Consider the following 20,030-nt stretch of genomic DNA (forward strand, 5'->3'; position numbering starts at 1 on the left):
CAATGGGACGACGGGGCGGCCCCAGGGCCGCCCCGTGGCCGATCATTCGGCGGCGTCGCCGGCGGCGGTGGCGGTGCTGCGGATGGTGCCGTCATCGGCGATCACCGGCCCCGCCGCATCGAGTGCGGCCAGCAGTTCTTCCCGCACCCGGGTCAGCTTGCCCTGATGGGTGATCTTCAGGCCGAACACGTCCTTGACGTAGAAAGTGTCGACCGCCCGCTCGCCATAGGTCGCGACATGGGCCGACGAGATGGTGAGCGCCAGATCCGAGAGCACGCTGGTGATCGCGAACAGCAGGCCCGGCCGGTCGCGGGCGGTCACCTCGATGACCGTCTGGGTGTTGCTTGCGCGGTTGTCGATCAGCACCCGGGGGGTGACCTGGAAGACATCGGTGCGCTTGGGCCCGTCGCGCCGGGCAGCCAGCGCCTTGGCGGGCCTGAGTTCGCCCGACAGCGTCCGCCCGACCAGATCGCGCATCCTGGCGACCCGGACCTCGTCGTCATAGGCGGAGCGGTCGGAGTCCTGCACCCAGAAGGTGTCGAGCGCCATGCCGTCGGTGGTGGTGACGATGCGGGCATCGACGATGTTGCCGCCGGCCAGCGCCATGGCACCGGCGACGCCGGCGAACAGGCCGTGATGATCGGGGGCATAGACCGTGATTGCAGCCACGGACCGGAAGCGATCGGGGGCGACGTCGATCACCAGCGGTGCCGGACCCTGGCGGTCGGCTTTGGCGACCAGGCGGGCATGGCGTTCCAGCACCTCGGCATCATGGGCCAGCCAATAGGATCCGGGCATGCGCTCGACATGGGCCTGGAAGGCGGCACTGGTCCAGTCGGCCAGGCGCTCGCGGAGCTTGTCCTGCACCACCTGGATCCGGCCGGCACGGTTCAGCCCCTCGACATGGCCGCCCGAGAGCTGTTCGGCCGCGCGATAATAGAGTTCACGCAGCAGCGTGCCCTTCCAGCCGTTCCAGACATTGGGGCCGACGGCACGGATATCGGCGACCGTCAGCACGGTCAGCAGGCGCAGCCGCTCCATCGACTGGACCTGATCGGCAAAGTCGTGGACGGTCTTCGGATCTTCGATGTCGCGTTTGAAGGCGACCGCGCTCATCAGCAGGTGCCAGCGCACCAGCCAGGCGACGGTCTCGGTTTCCTCGGGCGTCAGGCCGACCCTGGGGCAGAGCTTGCGGGCGATCTCTTCTCCCAGCACGGAATGATCGCCGCCGCGCCCCTTGGCGATGTCGTGGAGCAGCACCGCCATGTAAAGCACCCGGCGCGACAGCACCTCGTGCACGATCCGGGTCGCGAGCGGCAGTTCGTCGGGGAAGTTGCCCTTCTCGATCCCCGACAGGATGCCGATCGCCCGGATGGTGTGCTCGTCGACCGTATAGACATGGTACATGTCGTGCTGGGTCTGGGCGACGACGCGGCCGAAATCCGGAATGAAGCGACCGAAGACACCGGCCTCGTTCATGTGGCGCAGCGTCGCCTCCGGATCCTTGGGCGATGTCAGGATGTCGAGGAAGACCTGGTTGGCCGACGGATCCTCGCGCACGCCGTCGTCGATGTATTTCAGGTTCTGGGTGATCCAGCGCAGGATCTGCGGATGGACGTCCATCTCGCGGCTCTGGGCCACCCGGAACAGCTTCAGCATCTTGATCGGCTGTTCGGCGAGTTCGTGGCGGTTCGCGAGCGTCAGCCGGCCGCCTTCGATCCGGAAGCCGTCGATCTCGCGCCGCATCAGGATGCTGGGCATGCGGATCTTGGGCTGGCGCTGATTGGCGCTTTCCAGCGCCGCGCACAGGATCCGGGTCAGGTCGCCCACATCCTTGGCGACCAGATAATAGTGCTTCATGAAGCGCTCGACCCCGCGCACGCCCGGCCGGTCGGCATAGCCCATCAACCGGCCGATTTCGGTCTGGACGTCGAAGGTCAGGCGGTCCTCGGGGCGGCCGGCCAGGTAGTGCAGGTGGCAGCGCACCGTCCACAGGAAGTTCTGCGCCTTGGCGAAGCGCCGGTACTCGCCGGCGGTGAAGACCTTCTGCTCCACAAGATCCGACAGGTTGTGGACGCGGTAGGAGTATTTGGCGATCCAGAACAGGGTGTGGAGGTCGCGCAGCCCGCCCTTGCCTTCCTTGACGTTGGGTTCCAGCACATAGCGGCTGTCGCCCATCCGGCGGTGGCGCTCGTCGCGCTCGTTGAGCTTGGCCTCGATGAACTCGCCCGCCGTGCCGACCATGATGTCGGTGGCGAAGCGACGGCGCAGATCCTCGTACAGCACCATCTCGCCACAGAGCTGGCGGCTTTCCAGCAGGCTGGTGCGGATGGTCATGTCGCCGCGCGCCCGCGAGATGCATTCGTCGACCGAGCGCACCGCATGGCCGACCTTGAGCCCCAGATCCCAGAGCAGATAGAGGATGTATTCCGCCACCTGCTCGCCGCGCGGGGTCTGCTTGTAGGGCATCAGGAACAGCAGATCGACATCGGAATGCGGTGCCAGCTCACCGCGGCCATAGCCGCCGATCGCCACCAGGCACAGCCGGTCGGCCGAGGTGGGGTTGGCGACCGGATAGACATGGGTGGTCGCCAGATCGAACAGGGTGCGCACGATCTGATCGATCAGATAGCAGTTCTCGCGCACCACATGGGCGCCGTCGGCCCCGGCGTCGAAGCGTTTGCGGATCTCTTCCCGCCCCTTCGCCAGATGCTCCTTCAGCATGCCCAGGATCTCGCGCCGGAGCTTTTCGACCGGTTTGCCCGTCTCCTCCACCTGCTGCTCGATGTCGGCCATCAGGGCACGACGGTGGATGATCTGCCTCTTGTTGCGGATGGCGGTCATGTGGATCGGGGCCTCGGATGTCGGCGATACGGCGGCGGTATGTGCGACGGGGGCGGGGGATCCTCGTGCAACGGCGAAGGCCGGTCGTCCCCTAACGGGCGGCCGGCCTTGTCAGACTACCTGAGAGATGGGGCGGAGGCGAGGTACCGTCACCCCTTGGATCCTGCGCGGCGGAACCGGAGCCCTGCAGCGGAAATTTCGGGTCCCGGGCCGGCTGCCTACCAGGCCGGCAGGATCGCGCCCTTGAACCGCTCGGCCAGGAAGGCCTTCACCTCGTCGGACTGGTAGGCGGCCACCAGCTTGCGGATCCGCGGCGCCTGGGCATCGGCCGCCCGTGCGGCGACGAAATTGCCATAGGGGTTGTCGGTCCGGCTTTCGATCGCGATCGCATCCTTCGTGGGGTCGAAACCGGCGTCATGGGCGTAATTGCCGTTGATCGCCGCCGCATCCAGATCGGGCACCGCACGCGGCAGCTGGGCGGCATCCAGTTCGACGATCTCAAGCTTCTTCGGATTGGCGGTGATGTCGAGCAGGGTGGGGGTGAGCCCCTTGCCGGGGGCCAGCTCGATCATGCCTTCGCGGGCCAGCAGGTTCAGCACCCGGCCGCCGTTCGACGGGTCGTTGGGGATGCCGAGCTTCGCGCCCTCGGCCAGATCGGCCAGGCGCTTCACCCGGGTGGAATAGATCCCGATCGGCTCGACGATGGTGTAGCCGACATTGACGATGTCATAGCCATGGGCCGCGATCTGGGCATCCAGATAGGGCTGGTGCTGGAAGGCATTGGCATCCAGATCCCCGGCGGCCAGCGCCTCGTTCGGCAGCACGTAATCCTGGAAGGTGACGATCTCGACATCCAGCCCGTCGCGGGCGGCCACCTGCTTCACGACCTCGGCGATTTCCTCTTCCGCGCCGGCGATGACGCCCAGCCGGACGGTTTCGGTCCCGGCCGCCCGGGCGGCGAGACCGCCGGCGGCAAAGGCGGCGACCAGGGCGGCGAGCCCCAGAATGGCGGTGAACAGGCGGCGGCGACCATCTTCGAGGGCGGTTTTGCGCCGGGGCCGCGGCTGGGCGAAGGAGCGGAACATGATGGCGGTCCTGTGCGGTGGTCCTGCGGGGAGAAGAACGACCGGCGAAGAGGCAATGCCGGGCCCATTCCGATGATATCGCGGAACAGCGTGTAAGAACGATGTATTCCACACTTCGCACAGTCAATGCAAAAATATACACGAAAATATCATGTTATTTTCAGGCGCAGACGGAATGCTGACGCTGGTATGCGTCCGCTCACCAGGCCGGGAGGAAGGCGCCCTCGAAATGCGTGTTCAGGAAGGCTGCAACCTCGGGCGACTGAAAGGCTTCGAGCAGGGTGTGGATCTCGAGCCGGTCCTGATCCGCCCGGCGGACGACCAGGATGTTGCCATACGGGTTGCTGCGCCGGTTTTCGACCGCGATGGTGTCGCGGCGCGGATCAAGACCGGCGGCCCGGGCGTAGTTGCCGTTGATCGCGGCCGCATCCACCAGATCGATGGCGCCGGCGACCTGATCGGCCGGCAGCGGGACGAACTGGAACTTGCGGGTGTTGATCATCACGTCCTTGGGCGTGGGCGTGAGCTTCGCCCCCGGCGCCAGGCCGATCACCGCCCGCTCGGCCAGAAGGCGCAGGGCGCGGCCGCCATTGCTCAGGTCTTCCGGGATTGCAATCCGGGCACCATCCGGCAGGTCGCGCAGCTGTTTGTAGGTCCGGGAATAAATGCCCATCGGCTGGACCATGGTGTAGCCGATCGAGACCAGGTCATAGCCCTTGGCGGCCATCTCCGCCTCCAGGAAGGGCCGGTGCTGGAAGGCATTGGCGTCGATCTCGCCGCGCGCCAGCGCCGCATTGGGCTGGCTGTAATCGGTGTAGGTGACAAGCTCCACCGTCAGGCCCTTGCCTGCGGCGACCGTCTTCACCACCTCGGCGACTTCGGTCTCCGGCCCCTTCATCACGCCCAGGCGGACCGGCGACGGCTGCTGCACCGGTGTGGCGGCGTCTGAATATGTGACAAAACCCGCAAGTACAAACGCGGTCAGCAACAGCGGACGGAGGCCGGATGCCAGGATGGCGCGCAGACGGCGGGACAGTCGGGGCATGCCAGGTGCTCACGCATGTGGAGGGCCGCTTATGCCGGGCAGGCCCGGAACCCGCAGCACCCGCCTGCGCGGGCGGAACGGGAGGTGCGTCATGCAAAATGACAGACCCGCAGGTCGGGTATGCCGGCCGCGGCTCCTGCGCCGGCACAAACCCGTTTCCGCCCGCACACGATGTGGTCGGAGCCCTTGATAGTCAACAGTTTTCCGGAATGTGGCGGTCAGTTCCGCCCGGCCGGCCGACCCTCTGGCGCCATACGTTCCAGAAGCTGCAACACTTCGCCTGATGCGCTGGTCAGCCGGTCCAGGGCCGCCAGGGCATCGCGCGGCCGACCGGCCGCCATCGCCCTTGCCGCCTCGCGGCCGTGGTCGTGGACAGCCGCATGCGGCTTTTCCAGGGCGCGGAAAGTTGCGTCTCCCCTCCAGGCGGCAGACTGGTCACCGTAATACCAGCGGCCCAGCCGGCAGGAATGGTGATCGGTCAGTTCCCTTTCCGACAGCTTCGCCCGGCCGGTCGCCATTGCGGCCAGACGCTTCTTCCACAGGGCGTGATCGGCCTTGGCCAGACGCACGACCTGATCCGGGAAATGCCGGCCGGCCAGTGCCTGCAGCGCCGGGCCGATGCGGCCTTCCAGATGGTCGAGGGCGTCGGCCACGGCTTCGATGCCGGCGCGGTTGTCGGCACCAAGGCCTGCCAGGGCCGCAATGTCGCCGGCCAGACGGTCGGATGCCACACCCTGGCTGTCGATCTCGCCCGCGATCTCGGCCATCTGGCGCGAGACATCGGCAATGCCGCGGCCCAGGGCCTCGATCTCGCGGCCGAGCCCGTCGATCGCGGCCCGGCCTTCGGCGGCGCCGCGGGCACCATCGCCCATCACCGCCACGATCGCGGCCATTTCGCTGCGCAGCCCGTCGATGCGCGAGCGGATGTCGTCGGTGGCGGCAGCGGTCTGCTGGGCCAGGTTCTTCACTTCCGATGCCACGACCGCGAAGCCCTTGCCGGCCTCTCCGGCGCGGGCAGCCTCGATGGTGGCGTTCAGCGCCAGCAGACGGGTCTGACGGGCGATCGCCTCGATCGACCCGACGATGGCGTCGATCTGCTCGGATGCGGCGGCCAGGGCATCCACCCGGCCGGCCGCCGCGGTGACCCCGTCGGCGAGCGTCGCGACCGACCGGGCCGAGGCACGCAGCTGGCGCACGCCGGCCTCTGCCTGTTCATTGGCGACGGCCGCCGCTTCTGCGGCCCGGCGCCCGCCCTCGCGCACCCGGTTGCCGCTGGCGGCAAGTTCGGCCACGGCCGAGGCGGCGCCGGCGGTGCGCGCCTCCAGGTCGCGGGCGGCCGCGACGGCATGCACCACCCCGACACTGGCTTCGGCCGAATCGATGCACGCACCGACGATGCGATCGGTGTCTTCACGGGCCTGCTCGGCAAGCCGGGCGCCGAGGCGGAGAATGGCCAGGCCCAGCGGGTCGTTCGCCGCGGGGGGCGTGGCGTCATAGCGGCCCTGGGTCAGGGCGTCGACATAGGCGATCAGCGCGTCGCCGGCAGAGGTGCCTGCGGCCAGGGGTGCGTTCACGATGGGGGTCTCCGGTCGGCGTCAGCCGCGCAATGCGGCCTTGAGCGCATCGATGGAACGGGCGACGGCGTCGCGCGCCTGATCGAGCGCGCCCGCTGTGTTGATGAAACCGTGCAGCATGCCGGGATAGACCCGGTGTTCGACCGCGACACCCGCCCGGCTGAGTGCCTCGGCATAGGCCTGGCCTTCGTCGGCAAGCGGATCGCACCCGGCGGTGACGATCAGCGCCGGCGGCAGGCCACGGTGATCCGTGGCCCTGAGCGGCGAGGCCCGCCAGTCGACGGCGGCTGTCCGGTCGGGCAGGTACTGGTCCAGGAACCAGGTGATGGTGGCGTCGTCGAGCAGATACCCTTCGGCGAAATCGTCGCGTGAGGGGTGACGATGGGCGAGGTCGGTGGCCGGATAGACCAGCCATTGCAGCCGGGGCAGGTGCATGCCGTCGTCCCGGGCCGCAAGCGCCACCACCGCCGACAGGTTGCCGCCGGCGCTGTCGCCGCCGATCGCAAGACGATCGGGATCGATGCCGAAGCGGGCGGCCGCCCCGGGCAGGGCGGCCCAGGCGGCGATCGCGTCGTCGACCGCTGCCGGGAAGGGATGTTCCGGCGCCAGGCGATAATCCAGCGAGACGACCGCAATGCCGGCCGCCGCCGCGATATGGCGGCAGAGCCGGTCATAGGCGTTCAGGCTGCCGATGGTCCAGCCACCGCCGTGAATGTAAAGCAGGGCCGGCAGGGGGGGCGCATCGGGATCGAGAGCCGCCGGCCGGTAGAGCCGGACCGGCAGATCGGTGCCGTCCGGCCCCGGCAGGGTATGATCCTCGACCACAGGCAGTTCCGCCCGGGGCAGATCCAGCAGCACCACCACCTCGTCGAACATCCGGCGCGCCGCCTCTACCCCCATTTTCGGATAGGGGTCGCGTTCGGATGCCTTGACCAGATCCAGGATCCAGACGGCCTGGGGATCCGGGGTGCGATTGCGGGTGCTGCTCATGCGGGCGGGGTCTCCATCGGTCGCCGGGTGCGGCGGGGCCGCGGCAACAGTTTTGCGCCGGAGACGGGTCGGGATCAACGGCAACGTTGACGGAGATGCGCTCACTTCGCCGCGGCGGCTTCGGCCTCGGCGACGGTTGGGGCGGCATCGACATGCGCAAGCACAAGATCGGCCAGACGATCGTAATCTCCGTCGAAATGATGACCGCCGGGCAGGGGAATGACCGTCGCATGGCCGGTGAGTTTGGGGCAGGCCGAGACATCGGTCTCGTCGGTGCCGTAGACGCAGACGATCGGCGGATGGGCGAGCGCCAGTGCGGGCGCCACCACATCGGTCGATTCCTTGTGCGGCTCGTCCAGAAGCCAGTCGCCCGGATGCACCTCCCAGTTCGCCCAGGTGTTGGAGGTGAGCATCACCGCCAGCACCGAGCGGTCGATCAGATCCCCGGGCAGCCGGGCTGCGACATCGGGCAGGATGCCGGCGCCGAAGGAAAAGCCGATCAGGATCAGCCGGTCGCGCTTCCAGCGGGCCATCCGATCGGTGATCGGCGGTGCCAGATCGCGGGCCACCTCGTCGGGGGTGCGGCGGGTCCAGAAATAATGCAGCGCATCGACGCCGAGCACGGCGACGCCGCGGGCTTCCAGCCGGGCAGCGAGATCGCGATCGAGATCGGCCCAGCCGCCATCGCCCGAGATGATCACCACCAGATCCCGGGCATGGGGGCCTTGTGCGCCGTCGGCCGGTTCGTCGACCAGCCAGTCGGCACGGATCGTATCATGTTCGGGTTCCTGCGCGGCGCCGCCATGGACGGCGCAGAGCAGGGCCAGCACTGCAAGATGCGCCACCCGGCGCAGCGACCGCCAGATCATCGTCCGATGACCCCCTTGATGCCGCCCGAGATGAGTGCGACGACGTCGAGCCCGACCTGCGGCAGGGCGGTGCCGCCAGGCGAGGCGAGGTAGCGCGGCCGCCAGTCGGGCAGGAATTTCTGCTTGAAGCGGCGCAGTCCCTGGAAGTTGTAGATGCCCTCGCCGTGTTCGTAGATGAAGGTGCCGACCCGGCTCCAGGCCGAAGCGAGCGGGTTGTCGGGCAGGCCGGCGAGGGGGGTCATGCCCAGCGAGAAGTACTTCCAGCCGGCATCACGGGCGTGGAGCATGATCTCCACCATCATGTAGTCCATGATCCCATAGCCGGCATCGGGCAGATGGCGCATCAGATCGAGCGCCATTTCCTCGTGCCCGGCCGATGGCCAGAGATTGGCGAAGGCGACGATCCGGCCGTTCTGGCGGACGACTGCGATCGGGCAGTGGTTCAGATAGGCCGGCTCGAACCGGCCGAGCGAGAAGCGCTTTTCGCGCGCCTGGCGCTGCTCCATCCAGACATCCGAGACCTTGCGCAGCTCGGGCATCAGCAGCCGCGCCTCGCCCGGGGCCAGCATCTCGAAACTGGCGCCGTCCTTGATCGCGCGGCGATGGGCATAGCGCAGCTCCGCCCGCGGCTTGCCGTCGAGCGAGAACTGCGCAAGCGGCACCACCGCCTCCTCGCCCAGCTTCACGATCCTGAGGCCCAGATCGAGATAGAGCGGCAGGGCTTCGGCCGAGACCTGGTAGAAGACCGGGATCGCGCCATGGGCATCGCAGAGTTCGCGGAACATCCAGGCGACATTGGCCCAGGCGTGGCGCGGCCCGACCGGATCGCCCATGGCGACGAGCGAGCGGCCCGAGGCGGCATACATCACGAAAGCGTCGCCGCATTCCGAGAAGATGAAGCTCTTGTCGCCGGTGAAGGCGAGCTGGGCGGTGCTGGAGGTGGAGGTCGCGACGATCCGTTCGGCCTGAACCAGATCTTCTTCGGTGGGGGGGCCGGGGCGGGCACGGACCGGGGCGAAGAGGCGGGCGGCGAACAGCACCAGCCCGAGCGCCAGCACCGCGACCGTCGCCCGAAGGCTGCGCGGCGCCTCGGCTTCGAGCGCAAAGGTGAACAGACCCTGGGAGAACAGGGCTTCGTGACGGAACGAGAACCAGGCGAGCCAGGCGGCCGCGCCCACCATCATGGCGAGCGCGCCCACCCAGGCCGGGGTCATCGGCTGGCGCAGCAGCGAGCCGCGGCGATAAAAGGCCCGACGGGCGAGAATGAGGAGGCCGGCCACGACGGCAAGCAGGATCGCCTCTTCCCAGTCCCAGCCCTTGAGCAGCGACAGGACGGCGCCCAGGCCCGAAAGGATGGTGGCGGCCATCCAGGCGGCATCCACCCGGCGGGCGAGGCCGCGGGCGATGACCAGCAGCAGCAGGCCGACCACGCCGCTGGCCAGATGCGAGGCTTCCACCACGACCAGCGGCAGGCCGTCCAGCAGATCGAGCCGGCCGGTGGCGGCGGGGGTCGCGGCCGAGGCGAGCAGAACGGCGCCGGAGGCGATGGCGAGCAGGGCAAAGGCGATGGGCGCGATCTGGGCCGCACCGGCCCCGGCCCGACGGATCGCCGGCGCCATGCGCCCGGCCGCCCGGCCGGCCTCGGCGAGCGCGATCAGGGTGGCGGCCAGGATCAGCGGCACCAGGTTGTAGACGAAACGATAGACCACCAGCGCGCCCAGCACTTCCGGTGCTGGCACGCCGGGCAGGAAGAGCAGGACGATGCCTTCGAACACGCCGAGCCCCGCCGGGACATGGGCCAGCACGCCCGCCACGATCGCGACCACATAGAGGCCCAGGAAGGCCGGGAAAGACAGCGGCAGGTCTGCCGGCAGCAGCACCCAGAGCACCGCACCGGCTGCGATCAGATCGCCGATCGCGAGCAGGGTCTGGCCGATCGTGACCGGCAGGGCCGGCACGGCGATCCGCCAGCTGCGGACATGGATGCCGGCCCCCCGCGCGGATGCCGTGGCATAGATCAGAAAGGCCGCCAGCGCCAGAATGCCGGCCAGATGGACCACGGTTTCAGGCAGGTTGAGCGCGCCTGCGACCCTGCTCCCTTCGAACAGCCCGGCAAGCCCGCCCAGGGTGACGGCGCCCAGCGTGAAGGCGGTGGCGCAGAACACCATCAGCTTCGCCACGGCGGCGGGCGGCACGCCGGCATTGCCATAGACGCGCAGCCGGACCGAGGTACCGGTCAGGGCGGCAAAACCGGCCGTATGGCTGATCGCCTGGGCGCAGAAGGCGGCAAAGGCGATGCGCGAAAACGGCACCCTGATCCCCGAGGATCTGAGCGCCAGCGCATCGAAGCCGATAAGCATCAGGAAGGACAGCGCCGTCAGCCCGCAGCCGGCGGCGACGTCGATCATGCCGACATTGCCGATTGCGGCGCGGATGTCCTCGAAGGACATGGTCCGGGTTTCGTAATGGATCACCCAGAGCGCCAGCCCGAATACGGCGAACATCGCGATCGCTGCGGCCGGCCGCAGGATCTGGGGTGCCAGCAACCGTGCCAAACGTCCTTGCCCGTTCATCCCGTTCCTCGTCGCTGGACCAGCCAGATGCGAACATCCCTGTCACCCGTCCGGGCCGGACGGGTCAGAGGGACGACACTATCCGGCCGTCTGCGCGGGGGGACAAGCGACAAGAAGACCGGCCCTTCGGGCAGGTCCGCCCGTCGGGATCATCGATCCCGACGGGATACGCCATCCGTGGTTAAGAAATCTTCCGCGTGGGATCGGGTTCCGCAGATGAGCCTCAGGAGGCGCCGGCCACCAGCGGGCAGCCGCCTTCGGACATCGGCCGGACGACCTGTTCGGCCGGAATGCGGTTCAGCACGGTGTAATAGTCCCAGGGGGCCTTGGATTCGGCCGGCGATTTGACCTGCACCAGGAACAGGTCCTTCATCATCCGACCGTCGGCGCGGACATGGGCGCCTTCGCCGAAGAAGTCGTCGACCGGCAGTTCCTTGAGTTTCTTCGACACCGCCATCGCCTCGTCGGTGCCGGCCGCCTGGATGGCCTTGAGGTAGGAGAGGGTGGCGCTGTAGACGCCGGCATGGTTGTGGGTGGGGGCCTTGTCGGTCTTCATCGCCGCCCGCCAGCGACGGGTGTAGTCGCGCGAGGCGTCGTTGCGATCCCAGTAGAACGGCGTCACCACCTGCAGGCCCTGCGCGGCCTCGAGCCCCAGCGCATGGACGTTCAGGATATAGAAGGTGGTGCCGGCCAGCTTCTGCCCGCCCGCGACCAGGCCGAATTCGGCGGCCTGTTTGATGGTGTTGGTGGTGTCGCCGCCGGCATTCAGCAGGGCGATGATCTTCGCCCCCGATGCCTGGGCCTGCAACACGAAGGAGCTGTAATCGGTGTTGCCGACCGGATGGCGCACCTGGCCCAGCACCTTGCCGCCGGCCGCGGTGATCACCCGGGTGAGCTGCGCTTCCATGGCATGGCCGAAGGCATAATCGGCGGTGATGAAGAACCAGCTGTCGTTGCCGGCCTCGACCGAGGCCTTGCCGATGGCATTGGCGATGGCCGTGGTGTCGTAGTTCCACAGAAAGCCGGTGGGCGAGCAGCGCGGGCCGAAAAGCGCATCCGAGGCCGAGCTGACATGCATGACCACGCGCCGGCCGGCGGTCAGATCCTGCACCGCGAGCGAGACCGCCGAGTTGCCGAAGTCGATGATCATGTCGACGCCTTCGGTATCCACCCAGCGCCGGGCGAGCGAGACGCCCAGATCGGGCTTGTTCTGGTGGTCGCCCGAGATCACCTCGATCGGCTTGCCGAGCACGGTGGGGCCGAAATCCTCGACGGCGAGCCGGGCGGCGGCGACCGAGCCTTCTCCGCCGAAATCGGCATAGGCACCGCTGCGGTCGTTCATCACCGCAATCCGGACCACATCGTCGGAAACCTGCGCCTGACCGGCCGCAGGGAACAGCATCAGAGCGGCCGCAGCGATCGCGGTCCTCCAGCGAGACGTCATGGATGTCCTCCCCAGGACGATGGGTTCCGGCGCGAAACCAGGGGCCCGCGCGTGCCACCGGAGCCGCCGGTCCGGGTGGATGGCGGTTCCTTATTCTAACTGTTGTTAGATTATTTACTCACGGGTAAGGTATATGCTCATGGGTTCAGGCGTCAAGTATCCCTGCAACGAAAACCGCGGGACCGCATCTGCGGCCAAGAAAACAGCGCCCTGATCAGGCAGAATGCCGGAAGGAACCCGGTTGTCTTCCCTGCATCGCAGCAATCTATTGCGTTGCATCATGAAAAATGCACCGGAGTCCGGTGCGGCGACACGAAGAAAGACCAGGGTGGGCGTCACGAATCCACCCGCTCCAGGGAGGTTCACGTGAACGGACTTATGCAGGACATGCCGCTGCTGATCTCGTCGATCATCGAGCATGCGGCGCGGGCCCATGGCGCCACGGAAATCGTCACCCGCACCAATGAAGGCCCGATCCTCCGCACCAGCTATGGCGAGGTCGCAGCCAGGGCACGGCAGGTGGCCAATGCTCTGGCGGCACTTGGCATCGCCGAGGGGGACCGGGTTGCGACGCTGGCCTGGAACACCCATCGCCACTACGAACTCTATTTCGGCGTTTCGGGTTCGGGCGCGGTCCTGCACACGGTCAATCCGCGGCTGTTCCGCGATCAGGTCGCCTTCATCATGAACCATGCCGACGACCGGGTGGTGTTCGTCGACCTGAACCTGGTGTCGGTTGCGGAAAGCGTCGCCGCCGATCTGCCCGGCGTGACCCATTGGGTGATCCTGACCGACGACGCCCATATGCCCGAGACCACCCTGCCCGGTGCGCTCTGCTACGAGACGCTGATTGCCGCCCAGCCCGCGGAGTATGACTGGCCGCAGCTGGATGAGAACGCGGCCGCGGTGCTCTGCTATACCTCGGGCACGACCGGCAATCCCAAGGGCGTGCTCTACAGCCACCGCTCCACCGTGCTGCACGGGCTGATCAGCTGTTCGGTCGACAGCACCATCGCAGCGTCTGCGGCAGAGACGATCCTGGTGCTGGTGCCGCTGTTCCACGCCAATGCCTGGGGCGTGCCCTATGCCGCGGCCATGGCCGGGTCGAAGCTGGTCTTCCCCGCCTCGAAACTCGATCCCGCGAGCATCGTGGAGCTGATCAACGGCGAGGGGGTCACGGTCAGCGGCGGCGTTCCCACGGTGTGGGTGACCTATCTCCAGCATCTGGACCAGCACCCCGAGGACCGGCCGACCCGGCTGAAGCGGGTCTTCGTGGGTGGCAGCGCCCTGCCGCGCGCGCTGATGGAACGCTTCGATCGCGAGCTTGGCGTGACCATGATTCATGCCTGGGGCATGACCGAGACCAGCCCGATCGTGACCGTGGCCCTGCCGCTGGCAAAGCATGAGGGGCTGGACGAAGAGGCGCTGCGCAGCCTGCGCCTGACCCAGGGACGGCCGGTCTATGGCACCGAGGTCCGGATCGTCGACGAGGCGGGCACACCGGTTGCCCATGACGGCAGGACGCCCGGCAATGTCCAGGTCCGCGGACCCTGGATCGTGAAGGGCTATTTCGGCCGCGACGGGCTGGCGGTCGACGATCGGAACTGGTTCCCGACCGGCGATGTCGGCACCATCGACGCCGACGGCTATCTGCGCCTCACCGACCGGACCAAGGATGTCATCAAGTCGGGCGGCGAATGGATCAGCTCGATCGAGATCGAGAACGAGGCCGTGTCCCATCCGGGCGTGCTGGAGGCGGCGGTGATCGGCGTGCCGCATCCGCGCTGGCAGGAACGGCCGCTGCTGATCGTCACCCCGCGGGCGGGCGCGGAGCTGACGCGCGAGCAGGTGCTGGCCCATCTGGAGCCGCGCATCGCGCGCTGGTGGATGCCCGACGACGTGGTGGTGCTGGATGAACTGCCCCACACCGCCACCGGCAAGATCTGGAAGATCAAGCTGCGGGAGGCTTTCAAAGACTACAGGCTGCCGACGGCCTGATCGCCTTCCGCCACGTCGCCTTCCCCGGGGGCCTCTCCCCGCGCCTCGCGCCGGAGCCGGTAGACCAGCTCCAGCGCGGCGCGGGGGGTGAGATCGTCGGGGTCGAGGGCGGCAAGACGGGCCTGAAGCGCCAGCGCCCCCTCGGCTTCCGGATCGGGCTCCGGTGCCGCCGGCGCCGGCGGCGGTTCCGGCAGGCGGAGGCTCGCGAACAGCGGCAGATCGTCGGCGAGTTTTGCGGCCGGAGAGCCGGCCTCGCCACGCTCGATCTGGCCCAGAACGGCCTCGGCCCGGCGGATCACCCGCTTGGGCAGGCCGGCGAGCCGGGCGACATGGATGCCATAGGACCGGTCGGCGGCGCCGGCGGCCACCTCGTGCAGGAACACCACCTCGCCCTGCCATTCCTTGATCCGCATGGTGTGGCAGGACAATCGGTCGAGCCGGGCCGAAAGGGCGGTGAGCTCATGATAATGGGTGGCGAACAGCCCGCGACAGCGGTTGACGTCGTGCAGATGCTCCACCACCGCCCAGGCGATCGACAGACCGTCCCAGGTGGAGGTGCCGCGGCCGATCTCGTCCAGGATCACCAGCGCCCGGGGACCGGCATGGTTGAGGATCGTCGCGGTCTCGACCATCTCGACCATGAAGGTGGATCGGCCGCGGGCAAGATCGTCGGCCGCCCCCACCCGGCTGAACAGCCGGTCGACCACGCCGATCCGGGCGCGGGCTGCCGGCACGAAGCTGCCGGCCTGGGCCATCACCGCGATCAGGGCGTTCTGGCGCAGAAAGGTGCTCTTGCCGGCCATGTTCGGGCCGGTCAGCAGCCAGAGACCGGGCCTGCCGTCATCCACGGGCTGTCCTGCCGGCCCCCCCAGATCGCAGTCATTGGCGACGAAGCGGCCACCGCCGCTTGCCTCCACGAAGGCTTCCACCACCGGATGGCGGCCGCCCTCGATCGCGAAGGCGGTGCTGCGGTCGATTTCGGGGCGCACATAGTTGCGGGCGCGGGCGAGTTCGGCGAGCGCGGCCGAGACGTCGATCACCGCCAGGGCTGCTGCGGCCGCGGCGATCCCGTCGGCGGCCGCGACCACCTCGGCGGTCAGCTGCTCGAAGGCCTGAAGCTCGGCGGCGAGGGCCTGATCGGCGGCACGGGTGAGGCGGGTTTCCAGCTCGCCGAGTTCGACGGTGGTAAAGCGTACCGCATTGGCCAGCGTCTGGCGGTGGATGAAGCCGTCGCGCCCGGCCAGCTTGTCGGCATGGGCAGGGGTGACCTCGATGAAAAAGCCCAGCACGTTGTTGTGCTTGACCTTGAGAGAGGCGATGCCGGTGTCGCGGCGGCATTCGCCTTCAAGCGCCGCGATATGGCGCCGGCCTTCGGTGGCAAGCGAGCGCAGCTCGTCGAGCGCCGGATCGAACTGACGGGCGATGAAGCCGCCATCGCGGGCGAGCAGCGGCGGTTCGGCCTCGATGGCGGTGCGCAGCCGATGGGCCAGCGCACCATGCGAGCCGAGGGCGGCGAGGCCCTGGCCCAGTTCCTCGGGCAGGTCACCGAACCCCTTGCCGTCTTCAAGAAGCCGGTCGCGGATCTCGCCGGCCCGGAAAAGACCGTCGCCGATGGCGCGCAGGTCGCGGGGGCCGCCGCGGCCGAGCGACAGTCGCTGCAGGGCGCGCTCCAGATCGGGCATGCCGCCCAGCAGTTCGCGCAGTTCTTCCGAGAGCAGGTCGTCGTCGAGCAGATGGGCGACCGCATCCAGCCGGGCGCCGATCGCTTCCGGGTCGGTCAGCGGCGCCGACAGCCGGCGGGCGAGCAGCCGGGCACCGCCGCCGGTCACCGTCAGATCCATCAGCCCCAGCAGGCTGCCGCGACGCTCGCCGGCCATGGTCTGGACGATCTCGAGGCTGCGGCGCGTGGCCGGATCGATCGCCATCACCGTCTCCACACCCTCGCGCCGGGGCGGCGACAGATGCGGCACGCGGCCCTTCTGGGTGAGGGTGACATAGTCGATCAGCGCGCCGCAGGCGGCGGCCTCGGCGCGGCTTTCGATGCCGAAGGCGTCGAGGGCGCCGACACCGTAGTGCTCCATCACCCGCTTCGTCGCGGCGCCGGGGTCGAAAAGGGCGGTGGGTTGCGGGGTGAGGGCGGGGCCGAGTTCGGCCAGGGCGGCCGCGATCTCGGGCCGTTCCAGCAGCCGGTCGGCGACCACCAGTTCGCAGGGCTCCAGCCGCGCAAGCTCGGCCGCCAGCGCCGCCATCTCGATGCCGGTCACCGCAAACTCGCCGGTCGAGACATCGACCCAGGCCAACGCCAGACGGCTGTCGGCCCGGGCGAGGGCGACCAGATTGTTCGATCGCCGGGCATCGAGCAGCGTGTCTTCGACGATGGTGCCCGGGGTGACGACGCGCACCACCTCGCGCCGGACCAGGGCCTTGTACCCGCGCTGGCGCCGGGCCTCGGCCGGATCCTCGGTCTGCTCGCAGATCGCGACCCTGTGGCCGGCGCGGATCAGCCGCGACAGGTAGTGCTCGGCCGCATGCACCGGCACCCCGGCCATGGGGATGTCCTCCCCCTTGTGCTGGCCGCGGCGGGTGAGGGTGATGTCCAGCGTGCGCGCCGCCTCGATCGCATCGTCGAAGAACAGCTCGTAGAAATCGCCCATGCGATAGAACAGCAGGCAGCCCGGATGCTCGCGTTTGACCGCCAGATACTGGGCCATCATCGGCGTGGCACCGGCGATCTCGTCGTCGGCCGCTGCGTCGGGGCGGTCGTCGGGGGTCCGCTGGCGGGATCTGGTCATCGGGCAGCTCGGCAGAAGGGGGTTGGCCGCAAGGGCGCATGCGGGCCGGCCGACCCTAGCGCGAGAGCCCGGCACCCGACAAGGGCCGCCACCGGCCCCCCGCGTCCGGGGCGGGTTTCACCCGTCGACACATGGACCGGCTTCGGCTATAAAAAAACGGACAACCGCGACCTTTTGGAATAATGCGACCGGAAGCCGATGATTTATAAAACTGTATGACCCATCGGCGGTGCCCTCTCTGCCGATGGCGGCGGAGACGGAGAACGGTGCCCGCGGCCCCCTGCCTGCACGGCATGTGGCCCCAATCATGTCGCGCGACGATCTCTTGAAATTTCGTTACAGTGTCTGCCTTTCGTGACCCGCGCAAGGGTTGCGGCCGTTTTGCGGCCTGGGGGGCGGGCCGTCGTCTTGACCTCAGAGAAGATCAAAAACCCGAAGGGCTACCCGGATGGATGGCGAGAAGTATTACGTGACCGAGCAGGAGGCGCTGGAGTTCCACCAGGGCGACCGGCCGGGCAAGCTGTCGATCACGCCGACCAAGGCGCTGATGACCCAGCGCGACCTGTCGCTCGCCTACAGCCCCGGCGTCGCCTGGCCGTGCCTGCACATCAACAAGGACGAGAACAAGGCCTACGACTACACGTCGAAGGGCAATATGGTCGCCGTCATCTCGAACGGCACCGCGGTTCTCGGCCTCGGCAATCTGGGGGCGCTCGCCTCCAAGCCGGTGATGGAGGGCAAGGCCGTCCTGTTCAAGAAGTTCGCGGATATCGATGCGGTCGACATCGAGGTCTCGACCGAGGACGTCGAGGAATTCGTGAACTGCGTGCGCTTCCTGGGCCCCACCTGGGGCGGCATCAATCTGGAAGACATCCGCGCCCCGGAATGCTTCATCATCGAGCAGCGCCTGCGCGAGCTGCTGGACGTGCCCGTCTTCCATGACGACCAGCACGGCACCGCGATCATCGCGGCGGCGGGGCTGATCAACGCGCTCGACATCACCGGCAAGTCGCTGCGCGACATCCGCATGGTGGTGAACGGCGCCGGTGCGGCCGGTATCGCCTGCCTGGAACTGGTCAAGGCCATGGGCATGCCGCATGAGAACGCCATCCTCTGCGACACCAAGGGCGTGATCTACAAGGGCCGCGAGCAGGGCATGAACCAGTGGAAGTCGGCGCATGCGGTGGAAACCGATGCCCGCACCCTGGCCGATGCCCTGAAGGGCGCCGACGTCGCGTTCGGCCTGTCGGCCAAGGGCGCCTTCACCCCTGAGATGCTGGCCTCGATGGCGCCGAAGCCGATCATCTTCGCCATGGCCAATCCGGATCCCGAGATCACCCCGGAAGAGGTCGCCCAGGTCCGCGACGACGCCATCGTCGCCACCGGCCGGTCGGATTATCCGAACCAGGTCAACAACGTGCTGGGCTTCCCCTACATCTTCCGCGGTGCGCTGGATGTGCGGGCGACCGAGATCAACGAGCAGATGAAGATCGCGGCCGCCTATGCGATCGCGAGCCTGGCGCGCGAGGACGTGCCCGACGAGGTGGCCCGTGCCTATCGCAACCGCCGCATGCAGTACGGCCCCGACTACATCATCCCGGCGCCGTTCGATCCGCGGCTGATGTCGACCGTGCCGGTGGCGGTGGCCAAGGCCGCGACCGCGACCGGCGTGGCCCGCAAGCCGCTGGTCGACGCGCCCCGCTATGTCCGCGCGCTGCGCGCCCGTCTCGACCCCACCGCCGACAGCCTGGAGCGGCTGATCGAGCGGGTGCACGAGAACCCGAAGCGGGTCGTCTTCGCCGAGGGCGAGGAAGAGCAGACCATCCGCGCCGCCATTCAGTGGGCCAAGTCGGGCCTGGGCAAGCCCGTGCTGATTGGCCGCGAGGAGCGGATCAAGGCCAGCATGCTGCGCCTGGGCCTGGGCGACGGCACGGATCTCGACATCGACATCCACAACGCCCGGCTGTCGGAAAAGAACAAGGTCTATGCCGACTTCCTGTACAGGCGCCTGCAGCGCCGCGGCTATCTCTACCGCGACGTTCAGCGCCTGGTGAACCAGGACCGCAACGTCTTCGGCGCCTGCATGGTGGCCTGCGGCGACGGCGACGCCCTGATCACCGGCCTGACCCGCAACTACTGGGTCGCGCTCGAGAACGTGCAGCTGGTGATCGATCCCGAGCCGGACGAGACCCTGATCGGCCTGTCGGTGATGGTCAGCCGCGGCCGCACCATCGTCATCGCCGACACCACCGTGAACGAGCTGCCCGAGGCGGAAGCCCTGGCCGATATCGCCATGCAGGCGGCGGCATCGGCAAAGCGCTTCGGGCTGGAGCCGCGGGTGGCGCTGCTGTCCTACAGCAATTTCGGCAACCCCCACCGCGAAAAGGCCGACCGCATCCGTGCGGCCTGCCGGATCCTGGAGGAGCGCGGGGTCGGCTTCGAGTTCGACGGCGAGATGTCGGCGGATGTGGCGCTGGATGAAGAGCTGATGCAGCGCTACTACCCGTTCTCGCGCCTGACCGGGCCGGCCAATGTGCTGGTCATGCCCGGCCTGCACAGCGCCAACATCTCGGCCATGCTGCTGCAGAAGCTGGGCGGTGGCGTGCAGATCGGCCCGATCCTGCGCGGCATGTCGAAGCCGGTGCAGATCGTGCAGATGGGTGCCACCGTGGCCGAGATGGTGAACATCGCGGCCGTGGCCGCCCATGACGCCATCCTCGACCAGGAGGAGAAGACCGGCCGCTGATCGCGGCCGCTCTCCCTCTTTCGCGGTTCGCCCCAGCCTCTTTGCGACGCGCGTGTCCCCGGGGATGCGC

11 protein-coding genes are annotated in these 20,030 nt (G+C 68.3%); 2 read left to right on the forward strand and 9 right to left on the reverse strand.

Translation table 11 applies throughout. The features are described from left to right. Positions 1 to 42: 42 nt before the first annotated feature. The 8 genes from WI697_RS01850 to WI697_RS01885 form a co-directional block, all read right to left on the reverse strand. Positions 43 to 2,850: a [protein-PII] uridylyltransferase gene (locus WI697_RS01850; RefSeq protein WP_372097976.1), complete on the reverse strand. Its 2,808-nt coding sequence runs from the start codon at positions 2,848 to 2,850 to the stop codon at positions 43 to 45. A gap of 212 nt (positions 2,851 to 3,062) precedes the next feature. Then, the gene (locus WI697_RS01855; RefSeq protein WP_345957183.1) at positions 3,063 to 3,929 is read right to left on the reverse strand and encodes a MetQ/NlpA family ABC transporter substrate-binding protein; all 867 of its coding nucleotides are present in this window, start codon (positions 3,927 to 3,929) and stop codon (positions 3,063 to 3,065) included. 199 nt (positions 3,930 to 4,128) lie between these two features. Continuing rightward, positions 4,129 to 4,860, reverse strand: a complete 732-nt coding sequence (locus tag WI697_RS01860; RefSeq protein WP_345957184.1) for a MetQ/NlpA family ABC transporter substrate-binding protein — start codon at positions 4,858 to 4,860, stop codon at positions 4,129 to 4,131. 332 nt (positions 4,861 to 5,192) lie between these two features. Continuing rightward, positions 5,193 to 6,548, reverse strand: coding sequence for a methyl-accepting chemotaxis protein (locus WI697_RS01865; RefSeq protein ID WP_062766853.1), 1,356 nt, complete (start codon positions 6,546 to 6,548; stop codon positions 5,193 to 5,195). A 21-nt stretch (positions 6,549 to 6,569) separates the two neighbouring features. After that, positions 6,570 to 7,538, reverse strand: coding sequence for an alpha/beta hydrolase (locus WI697_RS01870; protein WP_345957185.1), 969 nt, complete (start codon positions 7,536 to 7,538; stop codon positions 6,570 to 6,572). A 101-nt stretch (positions 7,539 to 7,639) separates the two neighbouring features. Further along, the gene (locus WI697_RS01875) at positions 7,640 to 8,407 is read right to left on the reverse strand and encodes an AcvB/VirJ family lysyl-phosphatidylglycerol hydrolase (RefSeq protein ID WP_345957186.1); all 768 of its coding nucleotides are present in this window, start codon (positions 8,405 to 8,407) and stop codon (positions 7,640 to 7,642) included. Beyond that, positions 8,404 to 10,953, reverse strand: coding sequence for a bifunctional lysylphosphatidylglycerol flippase/synthetase MprF (gene mprF / locus WI697_RS01880; RefSeq protein WP_345957187.1), 2,550 nt, complete (start codon positions 10,951 to 10,953; stop codon positions 8,404 to 8,406). The genes WI697_RS01875 and mprF overlap by 4 nt, the downstream gene beginning before the upstream one ends. A gap of 250 nt (positions 10,954 to 11,203) precedes the next feature. Then, complete coding sequence (locus WI697_RS01885) at positions 11,204 to 12,424, reverse strand: ABC transporter substrate-binding protein (RefSeq protein ID WP_345957188.1); 1,221 nt, start codon at positions 12,422 to 12,424, stop codon at positions 11,204 to 11,206. A gap of 366 nt (positions 12,425 to 12,790) precedes the next feature. Between WI697_RS01885 and WI697_RS01890 the strand changes: the two genes are divergently transcribed. Then, positions 12,791 to 14,422, forward strand: coding sequence for a long-chain-fatty-acid--CoA ligase (locus WI697_RS01890; protein WP_345957189.1), 1,632 nt, complete (start codon positions 12,791 to 12,793; stop codon positions 14,420 to 14,422). Here the strand turns inward: WI697_RS01890 and mutS are convergent. Next, complete coding sequence (gene mutS / locus WI697_RS01895) at positions 14,401 to 17,214, reverse strand: DNA mismatch repair protein MutS (RefSeq protein ID WP_345957190.1); 2,814 nt, start codon at positions 17,212 to 17,214, stop codon at positions 14,401 to 14,403. The genes WI697_RS01890 and mutS overlap by 22 nt on opposite strands. Before the next feature lie 448 nt (positions 17,215 to 17,662). On the opposite strand from mutS, the gene WI697_RS01900 reads away from it, so the two are divergent. Continuing rightward, positions 17,663 to 19,960 carry an NADP-dependent malic enzyme gene (locus WI697_RS01900; RefSeq protein WP_062764116.1) on the forward strand — a complete coding sequence of 766 codons (2,298 nt, stop codon included), beginning with the start codon at positions 17,663 to 17,665 and terminating at the stop codon, positions 19,958 to 19,960. Positions 19,961 to 20,030 lie beyond the last annotated feature (70 nt).

Origin of the sequence: Tistrella mobilis (assembly GCF_039634785.1) — a bacterium.
In the GTDB taxonomy this organism is placed as follows: Bacteria; Pseudomonadota; Alphaproteobacteria; order Tistrellales; family Tistrellaceae; genus Tistrella; species Tistrella mobilis.

Coding starts and splice junctions, on each gene's coding strand:
- WI697_RS01875 (WP_345957186.1), bottom strand. CDS start 8,407: ATGATCTGGCGGTCGCTGCGCCGGGTGGCGCATCTTGCAGTGCTGGCC.
- WI697_RS01855 (WP_345957183.1), bottom strand. CDS start 3,929: ATGTTCCGCTCCTTCGCCCAGCCGCGGCCCCGGCGCAAAACCGCCCTC.
- WI697_RS01885 (WP_345957188.1), bottom strand. CDS start 12,424: ATGACGTCTCGCTGGAGGACCGCGATCGCTGCGGCCGCTCTGATGCTG.
- WI697_RS01870 (WP_345957185.1), bottom strand. CDS start 7,538: ATGAGCAGCACCCGCAATCGCACCCCGGATCCCCAGGCCGTCTGGATC.
- mutS (WP_345957190.1), bottom strand. CDS start 17,214: ATGACCAGATCCCGCCAGCGGACCCCCGACGACCGCCCCGACGCAGCG.
- WI697_RS01900 (WP_062764116.1), top strand. CDS start 17,663: ATGGATGGCGAGAAGTATTACGTGACCGAGCAGGAGGCGCTGGAGTTC.